This is a genomic window from Aquirufa sp. (genome assembly GCF_044239315.1).
GTDB lineage: Bacteria > Bacteroidota > Bacteroidia > Cytophagales > Spirosomataceae > Aquirufa.
In genome coordinates, this window is sequence record NZ_JBIIBQ010000012.1 from 19,088 (window position 1) to 31,581 (window position 12,494).

At 38.9% G+C, this 12,494-nt stretch carries 11 protein-coding genes; 9 read left to right on the forward strand and 2 right to left on the reverse strand.

All coding sequences use genetic code 11. From position 1 onward, the window contains the following. The 7 genes from ACILP5_RS06020 to ACILP5_RS06050 are packed head-to-tail and all read left to right on the forward strand — an operon-like array spanning window position 1 to window position 7,025. Window positions 1-2,106: a carboxy terminal-processing peptidase gene (locus ACILP5_RS06020; RefSeq protein ID WP_395617752.1), complete on the forward strand. Its 2,106-nt coding sequence runs from the start codon at window positions 1-3 to the stop codon at window positions 2,104-2,106. Continuing rightward, window positions 2,106-2,906: an inositol monophosphatase family protein gene (locus ACILP5_RS06025; protein WP_395617753.1), complete on the forward strand. Its 801-nt coding sequence runs from the start codon at window positions 2,106-2,108 to the stop codon at window positions 2,904-2,906. The genes ACILP5_RS06020 and ACILP5_RS06025 overlap by 1 nt, the downstream gene beginning before the upstream one ends. A gap of 1 nt (window position 2,907) precedes the next feature. Beyond that, window positions 2,908-3,072, forward strand: a complete 165-nt coding sequence (locus ACILP5_RS06030; protein ID WP_395617754.1) for a FeoB-associated Cys-rich membrane protein — start codon at window positions 2,908-2,910, stop codon at window positions 3,070-3,072. Then, window positions 3,059-4,810, forward strand: coding sequence for an ABC transporter ATP-binding protein (locus ACILP5_RS06035; RefSeq protein WP_395617755.1), 1,752 nt, complete (start codon window positions 3,059-3,061; stop codon window positions 4,808-4,810). Before ACILP5_RS06030 ends, ACILP5_RS06035 begins: the two co-directional genes overlap by 14 nt. Before the next feature lie 18 nt (window positions 4,811-4,828). After that, window positions 4,829-5,719 carry an outer membrane protein assembly factor BamD gene (locus ACILP5_RS06040; RefSeq protein WP_395617756.1) on the forward strand — a complete coding sequence of 297 codons (891 nt, stop codon included), beginning with the start codon at window positions 4,829-4,831 and terminating at the stop codon, window positions 5,717-5,719. Window positions 5,720-5,767: 48 nt separating this feature from the next. After that, window positions 5,768-6,094: a DNA-directed RNA polymerase subunit omega gene (locus ACILP5_RS06045; RefSeq protein WP_395617757.1), complete on the forward strand. Its 327-nt coding sequence runs from the start codon at window positions 5,768-5,770 to the stop codon at window positions 6,092-6,094. Window positions 6,095-6,122: 28 nt separating this feature from the next. Further along, window positions 6,123-7,025, forward strand: a complete 903-nt coding sequence (locus tag ACILP5_RS06050; RefSeq protein WP_395617758.1) for a DUF4835 family protein — start codon at window positions 6,123-6,125, stop codon at window positions 7,023-7,025. Window positions 7,026-7,263: 238 nt separating this feature from the next. Here the strand turns inward: ACILP5_RS06050 and tilS are convergent, their stop codons facing one another. Further along, on the reverse strand, window positions 7,264-8,598 hold the full coding sequence (gene tilS, locus ACILP5_RS06055) for a tRNA lysidine(34) synthetase TilS (RefSeq protein ID WP_395617759.1): 1,335 nt from the start codon (window positions 8,596-8,598) through the stop codon (window positions 7,264-7,266). 56 nt (window positions 8,599-8,654) lie between these two features. Between tilS and ACILP5_RS06060 the strand changes: the two genes are divergently transcribed. Both ACILP5_RS06060 and ACILP5_RS06065 read left to right on the forward strand, forming a co-directional pair. Next, complete coding sequence (locus ACILP5_RS06060) at window positions 8,655-10,190, forward strand: OstA-like protein (RefSeq protein ID WP_395617760.1); 1,536 nt, start codon at window positions 8,655-8,657, stop codon at window positions 10,188-10,190. 51 nt (window positions 10,191-10,241) lie between these two features. Continuing rightward, on the forward strand, window positions 10,242-10,592 hold the full coding sequence (locus ACILP5_RS06065; protein WP_395617761.1) for a T9SS type A sorting domain-containing protein: 351 nt from the start codon (window positions 10,242-10,244) through the stop codon (window positions 10,590-10,592). 71 nt (window positions 10,593-10,663) lie between these two features. Here ACILP5_RS06065 and htpG read toward each other — a convergent pair whose 3' ends face one another. Continuing rightward, a complete protein-coding gene (htpG, locus tag ACILP5_RS06070; RefSeq protein ID WP_395617762.1) occupies window positions 10,664-12,481 on the reverse strand; it encodes a molecular chaperone HtpG in 1,818 nt (605 codons plus the stop codon). Window positions 12,482-12,494 lie beyond the last annotated feature (13 nt).

Here is a 12,494-nt window from a genome sequence, read left to right on the forward strand (position 1 = left end):
ATGAAGAAGATACTTCCTATTTTCATTCCGCTTTCCTTGTTGGTAGTTTGGTATATGCACGGTTCTAACCTGCAAGCCCAAATGAGTTACCAAGAGGGTGATTTGCAACCATCTGCTCTGCAACGCAAAGTAGAAAGCAAAGTCTTCGAGATTTTAAGTAATTACCACTACCGCAAGGTCCCGGTGAATGACTCTTTGTCTTCTAAGATTTTTGACGCTTATATCAAGCAATTAGATCCCAACAAGGTGTTCTTCTTAGCGGAGGACATGAAGGAGATAGAAAAGTATCGTTTCTCAATAGATGAAGCGCTTAATTTAGGCGATCTAACCTCAGCCTTTCAGATTTATAATGTGTATCAAAAGCGGATGAAAGAGCGTTATGCTTTTATCAATGCGCAATTAGATAAGCCTGTGGACTTCACAATAGACGAAACATACCAGCCTAACCGAGAGAAAGCAACTTGGGCGAAGTCGGAGGCAGAGTTGAATGATTTTTGGCGTAAAGATTTAAAACGTCAATTATTAGACTGGAAAATCGGTGGTAAAGCGGATACAACGTCCATACGTGAATTAAAAGAGCGTTATAAACGTACCGAGAAATACGTTGCCAAGACTAAGTCGGAAGATGTATTCCAGGTTTTCATGAATGCCTACACGGAAAGCATAGATCCGCATACAACCTATATGATTCCGAAAGCGGCGGAAGAATTTAACAAGGATATGTCCCAGAGTTTTGAAGGAATTGGGGCAACTCTTCGCTTAGATGGTGATTATGTGGGTATCGTTGATCTTGTTCCTGGTGGACCTGCCTACCGAAGTAAGCAAATTAATCCGAAGGACCGTATCGTGGGTGTTGCTCAAGGAGAGGATGGTAAGTTTGTAGATATCATCGGTTGGTTTACAGATGATGCAGTTAAGTTAATTCGTGGTCCTAAAGGCACTGTTGTTCGTTTAAAGATTTTGCCAGCTTCTGGTGTAACAGGGTCTCCTACCACGGAAGTACGAATTGTACGTGAAAAGATCAAATTAGAAGAGCAAACGGCGAAGAAAGAGATTTTGTTCCAAAAACAAGGAGACAAAACAATAAAGATTGGTTTAATCACCATTCCGATGTTCTATCGTGATTTCGAAGGTGCACGAAATAATGAAGCTGGGTTTAAATCGACTTCGGCAGACGTGCGTAAGTTCTTATTAGAATTCAAGAAAGAGGGTATAGATGCTTTATTGATTGACTTAAGAAACAATGGTGGTGGATCATTAATCGAAGCAGTGGATTTAACTGGTTTATTTATTGGTTCAGGTCCTGTGGTTCAGCGCAAAGAATCAACCGGTCAAATCACGCAGGAAAACGATGAGAATCCGGAGTTAGTTTATGATGGTCCGATGGCTGTTTTGATTAACCGTTTCTCGGCCTCTGCATCGGAGATTTTTGCAGGAGCCATTCAAGATTACCAGAGAGGCATTATTGTAGGGGAACAATCTTATGGTAAAGGTACGGTTCAAAGTGTATTAGACTTAAGCCGTTTCGTTCGTTCAGAGAAAGAAAATCCAGGAGTGTTAAAGATCACTTTAGAGAAATTCTACCGCGTTACAGGTAGTTCTACTCAGCACAAAGGGGTGAGTCCTGATTTCGCTTTGCCCTCTGCGTTCTCAGCGGAGGAGTTTGGTGAAAGTTCGCAGCCTAGTGCTTTGCCATGGGATATGATTCGCTCAACCACATTTACTAAGACAGGAAAAGTAAATCCAGCTACATTTAAGACTTTACAAGTGGCTTTCCAAAATCGATTGAAAACCAAGCCTGAATTGTTAAAATTGAAAGAAGATCTTGAGCGTTGGAAGAAATTAAAGGAAACAAATTCGATTGCCTTGCAATATGATAAGCGCAAGAAGGAATTAGATGACCAGAAGAAAAAACCGGATGAGACGTCAGCCGTGATGGAAGCGATGGCCGGAGCAGAGGCAACCGATGCGGATGGTAAGAAAGTGGAGTCGAAAGAAAAAGATAAGCATGCGAAAGATGCGTATTTGAAAGAAACGCAGCAAATTATCGCGGATTGGTTAAAAGGTCCCGTTGCACCAGTAGCGAAGGCAGTAGCAAAAAAATAATGAAATCGCTGACCGATGTTTTGCAGGAGTCTTCTCTGTTGGTTCGAGAGACCGGCCAATGGATTCTGCAGCAATCATCTGAGTTTACGAGTTCAGACATTATATATAAAGGGACAAATGATTTAGTTTCATTTGTAGATCAACAAGCCGAGGCAAAATTAAAGCAAGGTCTTTCTCAGATTTTCCCAGAAGCGGGATTTATAGCTGAAGAAACATCTTCTAATTATTCAGAAGTAGGGGACGGTTACTATTGGGTCATTGATCCCTTAGATGGCACTACTAATTTCTTGCACAAGCTACCCGTTTTTGCGGTTTCGGTGGGTTTGATTCTGAATAAGCAGCCCATTTTAGGTTTGATCTATGAGCCTAATCGGGATGAATTATTTACGGCGGTGAAAGGTCATGGGGCTCATTTGAATGGAAAACCTATTCGGGTTTCACCAGAAAATTCGCTTTCTAAATCTTTGTTAGCTACCGGTTTTCCTTATTATGATTTCTCGTATCAAGACAGGTATTTAGATTTATTAAAGGAACTAATGCGTTCATCGCATGGTTTAAGACGGATGGGAGCAGCGGCGATTGATTTAGCCTATACAGCCTGTGGTCGCTTTGAGGGCTTTTTCGAGGCTAATTTGAAGCCTTGGGATGTCGCTGCTGGTAAAATTATCATGGAAGAGGCAGGTGGAACAGTAACAAACTTTTCTGGAGGCCAGGACGTGATTTTTACAGGTGAAATAATTGGTGCAGGGCCAATATTCTCAGAATTTTTAAGAACTTTGCAGTCCAAGTGGTTTGATTAATATGGAAAACGGGATCATCTTTCTGGTATTTGCAGCGGCGCTCGTTTATTTAGTTCGTCTGGTTTATAGTCAGTTTTGGGGAAAGAATGCAGGGAACTGTGCCAAAGGCTGTGGAACCTGCGCGGCTTCTACCACTATCGATAAAATGAACAGTGAAAGAAGCTAATTCCGGTAAAACTTTTGATTTTCAGATTATTAAACGGTTGTACGGCTTTATTCAGCCATACCGTTTTCGCTTTTGGTTCCTCGTTTTTTTGATTCTCTGCATGGCGGGTATTTCTCCTGTCGTACCTCTTTTAATTCGCTATACTTTAGATAATTATTTAGGACTCACTTTTCAGTCTGATTTGCTTCGAATGCTGGGCTGGATGTTAGGAGCCTTATTCTTGCAAACAGGTTTGCAATTTTCTACCTCCTATTTGGCTGGTTACTTAGGCCAAACGGTTATCCGCGACATACGCATTCAATTGTATGAGAAAATTGTCAATCTTCGTTTGGCCTTCTTCGATGCAACTCCCATTGGGCGTTTAGTGACACGGACGGTTTCAGACATTGAAACATTAAATGATGTTTTTTCAGAAGGCCTAGCCTCCATCGCTGGTGATTTGCTACAATTATTTTTGATTTTAGGGGTGATGTTTTATGCAGATTGGCGACTGACATTAATCATCATTGCGACCGTTCCCTTTATGGTATTTTCTACCTATGTGTTTAAGGAATACATCAAGAAGTCGTTTAATGAGGTTCGGACTGCTGTCGCTAATTTAAATTCCTTTGTTCAGGAACATATTTCTGGGATGTTAATTGTCCAAATGTTCCACGCTGAAAAGCAAGAATTAGCTAAATTCAATCGCATCAATGAAGAGCATCGGGATGCAAATATCCGAGGTATTTTTGCTTATTCGGTCTTTTTCCCCGTGGCTGACGTTATTGCAGCTATAGGGACAGGGCTAGTGGTTTGGGCGGCGTCCACTTACATAGTGAAGGAGGAGATGGGAGTGGGGACTTTGACCGCATTCATCATGTTCATTAACTTATTTTACCGCCCAATTCGGATGCTTGCAGATCGTTTCAATACCCTTCAAATGGGTATTGTATCGACAGAACGAATTTTGACGCTGTTGGATTCGACGGATTACATCCAAAATAACGGAATGATTCAAGCGGATCATATTGAAGGTAAAATAGAATTTTCAAATGTCACTTTTGCCTATCAAGAACCTGAGTGGGTAGTAAAAAAGGTGAGTTTCAGGGTAGAAGCAGGAAAGACTTGCGCTATCGTGGGAGCAACAGGCGCGGGTAAATCGTCTATAATTGGATTATTAGGTAGATTATATGATTGCCAAAGTGGTGAAATCAATATCGATAACGTTCCTTTAACTTCCTATGAGATAGGCTCTTTACGAAAAAACATTGCGGTGGTTTTACAAGACGTATTCTTATTTAGTTCCTCCATTGCTTATAATATTCATTTAGGTGATGAATCTATTACTCAGGAGAAAATAGTGGAAGCTGCTAAGGCGGTGGGGGTTCACGATTTTATTCTTTCTCTGCCAGGCGGCTACGATTATGAGGTAAAAGAACGTGGTGCCACGTTAAGTGTGGGACAACGGCAGTTAATTTCTTTTGTGCGGGCTTTGGTACATAATCCGAAAATTATTGTTTTAGACGAAGCCACGTCTTCTGTTGATTCGGAGACAGAATTATTAATTCAGCAGGCTATTTCTACCTTAATGAAAGGGCGAACTGCAGTGGTTATTGCCCATCGTTTGTCTACCATCCGAAATTCAGATCAAATTTTAGTGATGGATAAAGGAGAAATTAAAGAACGGGGCACTCAAGAGGAATTAATGGCATTAGACGGTTTATATGCACAACTCTATCATTTACAATTCAGAAAATAAACGTATCTTTGCGGGCTTATGAATTTGAAAAATAAAATATTTGTTGGTTTAATCGCTTTAATCGGTTTAAGTGCGTGTGGAAAGTTTGAAAAATTTAGAAAGAACGCCAACGTTCCTACAAAATACAAAGCCGCACTAGATTATTTCAAGAAAGAGGAGTTTGATAAAGCTGGGATCCTTTTTGATGAAGTTTTGCCCTTATTAACGGGTGATTCTACTCAAGAAATGGCCACTTTTTATCAAGCGAAGTGTGACTTTGAATTAGGTAATTATACCGTTGCAAATACACACTTTAAGCGTTTCTCGGAAGTTTTTTCACGCTCTGAATTCGCTGAAGAGTCAATTTATTTGGCGGCATTTTCACTTTATAAGGATTCCCCTAACTTTAATCTTGATCAAACAGGAACCTTAACTGCCATAAACGAATTGCAGAGTTATTTGAATAATTATCCTGACTCAAAATACCGCGAAGATTGTAGTAATATGATCAGGGATTTACGTAAGAAATTAGAGAAAAAAGCCTATGAAAAGGCAAAGCTATATAACAAAACATCGCTTTTTAATATTGCTTCTTTGAAGTCTGCTGTTATTGAAATAACTAATTTCCAACGTGACTTCCCGGATTCAGATTACAATGAGGAGATGGCTTATTTAAAGGTGGTATCTCAATATGAATTAGCTAAAAGTACCGTTGAAATCAAGCAAAAAGAGCGCTACGAGGATGTGGTTAAATTCTATTTAGAATTCATCGATAAATATCCTCAGAGTTCGTTTTTAAAGACGGCTGAAAAATGGTATTCAGATAGCCAAGGTGAAGTAATTCGCATTGCTAAACTAGAAGCAGAATACAAGACGATGCAAGAAAAAGAGAAATCGAATACTTCGAAAATTGCCACCAGCCCTCAATAGTTTTTCTTAAAAATTAACGTTAAATTTGCAATCTTAAATTATATAGAGATGTCTAAGACACCAACAAACCCATCCATCATTACACGTGATGTAGACAAGATCGCTGCTAAAACTGGTAACGTATACGAATCAATTACTATCGTAGGGCAACGTGCTCGTCAGATTTCTAGCAAGATGAAAGAAGAATTGTCAGGTAAATTATCTGAGTTTGCTTCATCAGTAGATAATTTAGAGGAAATTTTTGAAAACCGTGAGCAAATCGAAATCTCTAAATACTATGAGCGTATGCCTAAGCCATCAGCTTTAGCAATTGATGATTTTTTAGCTGATAAGGTTGACTTCAGAAATCGCGAGGACGCTACAACTGAAAACTAAACAATAAGTTGATTATACTAGATCGATCATGAAATCTATCCGATTTCTGTTGATATTTCTTTTAAGTTCTTGGGCAGTTCAAGCTCAAGAACTTTTAACTTCTATTAGTATCAATACAGAGCAATTACAGCTCGATCAGCAAAGAGGCGGTTCTAATGTCTATGCTGAACTACAAAAGACGATGCAGGAATTTATGAATGGCCGAAGATGGTCTTCAGACAATTTTTCGCCAGAGGAAAAAATCAAATTAAATATCAATCTACTATTAACAAAATCCTCTGCTCAAGGGGATATTGAGGCGACTGCGCGTGTTCAAGTATTGCGACCGGTTTTTGGGACTTCTTATGAGACGGTCTTATTAAATTTTGTGGATAGAAACTTCAATTTCAAATACCAGTTAGGAAATCCCATCACCTATAATGACAATAATTACACCGATAATTTAAGCTCTCTAATGGCCTATTACGCCTATTTGGGGCTTACTTATTCGTATGATTCTTTTGGGACAAGAGGTGGAGAACCCTTCGTTCAGAAACTGAACAATCTAACTAATTTAGCTCAGAATTCAGGATCAGGTTGGGGCGTCATGTCAGATGTCCGAAGCCGTATAGGGGTGTCAGAAAATTTGATTAATCAAAACCTGCAACCAATGCGTGATATTTATTATGATTATCATCGCTTGTATTTGGATAAAATGACGGAGAATCCGGATGCAACACGCAAAGGTATTTTGGAAATTCTTAAACAGATTCGACAAATTAATTCCATACGTCCAGGTGCCGCCAGTATTCGTGTGTTTTTTGAGGCAAAAGCAGAGGAAATCATTTCCCTCCTTGACGAAGCTCTTCCTGCAGAACGCCAACAAGCGTTTACCTATTTAAGTACGTTAGATCCGATAAGAACGGAGGCGTATCGCAGATTAATAAAATAGCCAGAGGCTATTTTATTAATCTGCGATAAAGCATAGAGCATAAAGCACAAAGTATAAAGTTCGTAGGAAATCAGTCGATAGTTCGGAGGAAATGAGTCCGGAGTCACTAGAAATAAATGAGGTTTTTTGATTGAAATTCTTGAACCTAAAATTTTATTTGGCTGAGAGTATTTTAAAAAGCAATTCAGAAAATTATTGCGTAGCACAATTTTCAAATTGTTATTTAAAATGCCTCAGCTTAATTCTTTTCTGGTATAGATTTCAATTCAAACACCGCTACCAACTCCGTCTTCTCCGTCACCTTATTTCGATTATCGATTCGTTGTCCCAGAATCCAAGCAACAGAACCTTTGCTTAATAGGATTTGGGTGTTCTTTTTGATGGCCAAAGGTACTTTTTTATCTGTCAGAAAATCGGAAATTAACTTTTTCTGATTCATCCCTAGTGGACAAAACCAATCTCCTTCCTGCACTTTTCGGATTTCAAGTGGGAAGTCTAATGTGTCTGCATCTAGACAGGCTACATTTGGATCTGTAATAGCTTTCCAGTCTGAGGTTCTCTCTTCGATGAAAATGTGTAATTCTTGATCCCCGATAGTAATTACCTCATCTTCCTCTGAAATAACGATGGGTTTGTAGTCGGCTTGGCTTTTTAAACTGATAATCCATTGGCCACGATCGATATTTAAAGAGTGGCTAGGAGATTCAAAAATGGCACCCACTTTATCTGCTTTTAGAATTGCTTCGATACTAGCTGAATTAAAATGGTAATTAAGTAATAATTCGGTTAGTAAAACGGTGGTTTTGGACGAAATGGTAGGCAATTTAACGCATATGTTGCCAGCGGAATCGGTTGAGCAAGAGTTCGTTTTAAATCCTTGTAATTCATCTTGCAGCCATGCTTCGATTCCTTTGATTTTTGCACTGGTAGAGGCTAAGGTTTGCTCGAAATTTGCATTTAGTTCCTGGAACTTAGGCATGATTTCGTGGCGAATGAAATTACGTTGGTATTTTGTCGATTGATTAGAGGAATCTTCACGCCAGGCTAGTTTGTTCGCTACGACAAAGTCAAAAATTGTTTCTTGGCTAGCAAAAGAAAGAGGTCGAATCAGATTTCCTGATTTAATGGGTATTCCATGGAATCCCGCGATACCTGATCCACGTACCAGGTTAGTGAGCATCGTTTCGGCGCTATCTAGTTGATGATGTCCGGTGGCAATATAATCGTAACCCTCTTTCACTCGGATTTCTTCAAACCATTGGTAGCGTAAAATGCGTGCGGCCATTTGGGTGGAGATCTTTTCCTGTGCTGCGAAAGCGTTTGTATCGAAACAGATGGTGTGGTAGGGGACTTTCAGCGTTTTGGCATACTTCTTCACAAAAACTTCGTCCGCCAAAGAATCTTCGCCCCTTAAGCTGAAGTTCACATGGGCGATTCCAAAGTTTAATTTGGCCAAAGAAAAAAGCTTACTCAACACGATCGAGTCGATTCCACCACTCACGGCGATCAATATTTTCTGATCAGGTTGGAATAAATTTTCTTTTTGGACAAAATGGTTAAAATCTTCCAGCATAAATATGGTAAATTGCGAGTTCAATGGAGCTACGAAATTAGCGATTCAATTTCAAGATGCGTTACAAAGGTTGGATTTTCCTGGTTTTTTTGCTGAGTTTGCCCTTCTTTATGCAAGCTCAGGGCCAATTATTGCAAGTTATTCGGGCAGATAGTTTGATTGGAATGCAACAGGAATTAATTATGCGTAAAACCTTGATGGGTCGTGTTCTGCTCCAACAAGGAACAACTACACTTTTTTGTGACCAAGCAGTCTTAAATTCTACTACGAATAACGTGGAAGCCTATGGGCATGTGCGAATTATACAAGCTGATACGGTAACCATTACCGGTGATACTGCATTATATAATGGAAATATGCGCCAGGCTTACATCATTGGCCGAGTGAAATTAGACGATCATACGATCCTATTAAATACGCCAAAATTAGACTACGATTTAAATACCAAAATGGCTATTTATCATTCTGGGGCTAAAATTATTGACAAGAAATCTACCTTAACAAGTCGAGAAGGATTTTATAATACCGTCACTAAAAATTTCCTTTTCAAGGAAAAAGTGAAGGTGATTGATACGGATGGCGGAACGGTAAAAGCCGATTCTTTAAAGTACAATACTGCCTCTAAAGAAGCCTATTTTATCGCTCCTACGGAGATTGTAACCAAGAAAGACACGGTACTTACTAGTCGTGGGTTCTATAATACCGTTTCAAAAGTTTCCAATTTTACGGGTCGATCAACTGCTAAAACAGATGAATATATTTTGACAGCGGATACCTTATTTTATGATTCACCTACGCAAATAGGGGTGGCAAAAGGAAAGGTAGAATTTCTGAGTCAAAAGGAAAAGGTGATTTTAAAGGGTGATAATGGGCGTTATGCTGGGAAAACGGGAGTCACTAGGGTTTATGGTCATGCGTGGATGCAAAATATCATGGAAAAGGATACCTTGTATTTGACTGCTGATACACTGGTTTCCATTAATATTAAAAAGGATTCTATTCGAAAGTTATTTGCCTATAAAAATGTACTTATTTATAAGTCCGATCTATCGGGTAAGTGTGATTCTCTAGGTTATAATGTACAGGACTCGATCATTCATTTTTATCAAAAACCTATTCTTTGGACTCAAGATTCACAATCTCAAGCCGATTCGATTTCCTTGTTTATGGGAAATCAAAAGCTAAAGGAAATGCGATTACGCGGTAAGTCGTTTGTGATTTCGATAGATTCTTTAAAACAATTTAATCAGATTAAAGGTCGAAAGATTTGGGTGCATTTTAAGGGAGATTCTCAATTGAATCGGGTAAATGTAGAAGGGAATGGAGAGAGTATCTATTATGTTATTGATGACAAAAAGGAAACGACTGGATTAAATCGGGTAGAATGCAGTCGGATGAATCTGTTTTTTGAAGATAAAGCGGTCAAAAGAATTGCGTTTATAACAAAGCCCGAGGCTAAATTTATTCCTCCCAAAGAATGGAAAGAGGATCTTCAACAATTAGATGGTTTTCGCTGGCGTATTTCTGAAAAGCCCTATCTCCAAACCATCTTGAAACGCGTTGAATACCAAGATCTTGTTAAAAAACCTTAAAAAGGATAGCGCCTGCTAAAATTGTGCTAATTTCGTCTCAACGATTAGACAATGAAAATAGTATTGCGATATATCACTTTAATTTTAGTCCTTACTACCTTGTTTGGATTTAAAAATGACCCCTATTTATTTCAAGGGGATCGCATCTTCGTATCTCATCTTTATCCTAATCCCGCCGTTGATTTTGCCCAAGTTGATTATCAGTTTTCTGGAAATAGCCAGGAGGTGAAGATTACAATCTATAATGTATTAGGGCTGGTGGTGAAAGAAATTGACTTGGATAAAGACGACCGTTCTGTTAAAATATCCTTACGAGAATTAAATAGTGGTTTGTATATGTACCAGCTGCTTGTAGATGGCAAGCCGGTTGCCACCAAGAAATTGATGGTTCGAAAACAATAAAGTCATTCTCAATAGATAAAAAAAGAGCTGCTCGTTTAATCAAGCAGCTCTTTTTTAGTATTTACAAACCTCTAAAATCCTCCCACTGTTCTCTTAATAAAGGCTGTCAAATCAGCACCTGTCAATAAGTTTTGTGATAATAAAGCTAGATCTGAGATTTGTTTCGCCAGCGCTTTTTGTTCGCTTTCGTCTTTTAAATCAGCTAGTTTATTGATCAATGGGTGATTCGCGTTGATGGTGATGTTGTAGGTATTTGGCATAGCACCAAACATTCCCATTCCCCCGCCACCGGTTTTAGACATGTCACTCATTCTGCGCATAAACTCGTTCTGAGTTACGATAGCAGGTAATTCATCTGGTGACATCGCTTCTACAGCGACTACTTTTTGTTTGTCATTCAGGGTTTCTTCGAAGACTTTCTTCACGCTCTCTTTTTGCGCATCGGATAAAATCGCTTCTAAAGTAATTCCTGTATCAATTAATTTATCGACCGCATCAGCATCCACACGCTTCCATTGCGTCTTTTCTAATTTAGACTCCATCGTGTTAATGAAGTGGCTGTCGATCAGGGTATCCAATTTAATGACTGAATAACCTTTGTTTTGGGCGGATTGAATAAAGGCATCTTGTTGCTCGACATCGGTGGTGTACAAGTAAATCTTGTTTCCATCTTTGTCAGTTTGGGCAGCTTGCACATCTTCACTGTATTCGTCTAACGTGAAATATTTGTTGTTCGTATCTTGAACCAAACAAAAATCTTTTGCTTTCTCTAAGAATTTCTCATCCGAAATCATTCCGTACTTAATGAATAAGCCGATGTTCGCGAATTTTTCTTCGAAAGCTGGGCGATCTGATTTGAATAATTCAGCTAATTTATCTGCTACTTTCTTCGTGATATACGAATTGATTTTCTTCACGTTCGAATCAGCTTGTAAGAAGGAACGAGATACGTTTAATGGAATATCAGGTGAATCGATCACCCCATGCAATAACATCAAGAATTCAGGTACGATGTCTTTTACTTCATCGGTAATGAATACCTGACGGCTGTAAAGAGAGATTTTTTCGCGTTGCAATTGCATCTCGTTCTTCACTTTTGGGAAATATAAAATACCCGTTAAATTGAACGGATAGTCTACATTTAAGTGAATCCAGAACAAAGGTTTCTCTTGGAATGGATATAATTCTTCGTAGAATTTCAAGTAATCATCGTCTGTTAAATCAGACGGAGATTTAGTCCAAATCGGGTTCGGGTTATTGATTACCTTATCGCCAAACTCAATCTCGATCGGCAAGAACTTGCCATATTTTTCTAAAATGGACTTTAATTTAAATTCCTCTAAGAATTCTTCTGAATCCTCCGCGATATGCAAGATAATATCCGTACCACGATTTTTCTTTTTCGCTGGTCCAATCGTGTATTCCGTAGAACCGTCACATTTCCAAGTAGCCGCCTCTGAACCTTCTAGGTAGGACTTAGAAATAATTTCTACTTCTTTTGCGACCATAAAGGCAGAGTAGAAACCGAGACCAAAATGTCCGATAATTCCTTTGTCATCCCCCTGATCTTTGTATTTTTCGACGAATTCTGTCGCTCCAGAAAAGGCGATTTGGTTGATATACTTCTTGATTTCTTCTGCGGTCATACCGATACCGTTATCTGAAATCGTAATCGTCTTTTTGTCTTTGTCAAAACTAACTTTCACTTTCAGCTCACCTAACTCACCGTTAAATTCACCAATGGAACTTAGACGTTTGATTTTTTGGGAGGCATCGACAGCATTTGAAACTAGCTCACGAAGGAAAATCTCGTGATCCGAATAGAGAAATTTCTTAATAATGGGGAAAATGTTCTCGGTGTGAATGGAGATGTTACCTGTTTCTTTCATATTTTTAAAAATT

Bases quoted from the DNA above. Each gene is read 5' to 3' on its own strand.
- htpG (WP_395617762.1), bottom strand. From the start codon at position 12,481: ATGAAAGAAACAGGTAACATCTCCATTCACACCGAGAACATTTTCCCC.
- ACILP5_RS06050 (WP_395617758.1), top strand. From the start codon at position 6,123: ATGAAATCTATCCGATTTCTGTTGATATTTCTTTTAAGTTCTTGGGCA.
- ACILP5_RS06025 (WP_395617753.1), top strand. From the start codon at position 2,106: ATGAAATCGCTGACCGATGTTTTGCAGGAGTCTTCTCTGTTGGTTCGA.
- ACILP5_RS06065 (WP_395617761.1), top strand. From the start codon at position 10,242: ATGAAAATAGTATTGCGATATATCACTTTAATTTTAGTCCTTACTACC.
- ACILP5_RS06060 (WP_395617760.1), top strand. From the start codon at position 8,655: ATGCGTTACAAAGGTTGGATTTTCCTGGTTTTTTTGCTGAGTTTGCCC.
- ACILP5_RS06040 (WP_395617756.1), top strand. From the start codon at position 4,829: ATGAATTTGAAAAATAAAATATTTGTTGGTTTAATCGCTTTAATCGGT.
- ACILP5_RS06030 (WP_395617754.1), top strand. From the start codon at position 2,908: ATGGAAAACGGGATCATCTTTCTGGTATTTGCAGCGGCGCTCGTTTAT.
- ACILP5_RS06020 (WP_395617752.1), top strand. From the start codon at position 1: ATGAAGAAGATACTTCCTATTTTCATTCCGCTTTCCTTGTTGGTAGTT.
- ACILP5_RS06045 (WP_395617757.1), top strand. From the start codon at position 5,768: ATGTCTAAGACACCAACAAACCCATCCATCATTACACGTGATGTAGAC.
- tilS (WP_395617759.1), bottom strand. From the start codon at position 8,598: ATGCTGGAAGATTTTAACCATTTTGTCCAAAAAGAAAATTTATTCCAA.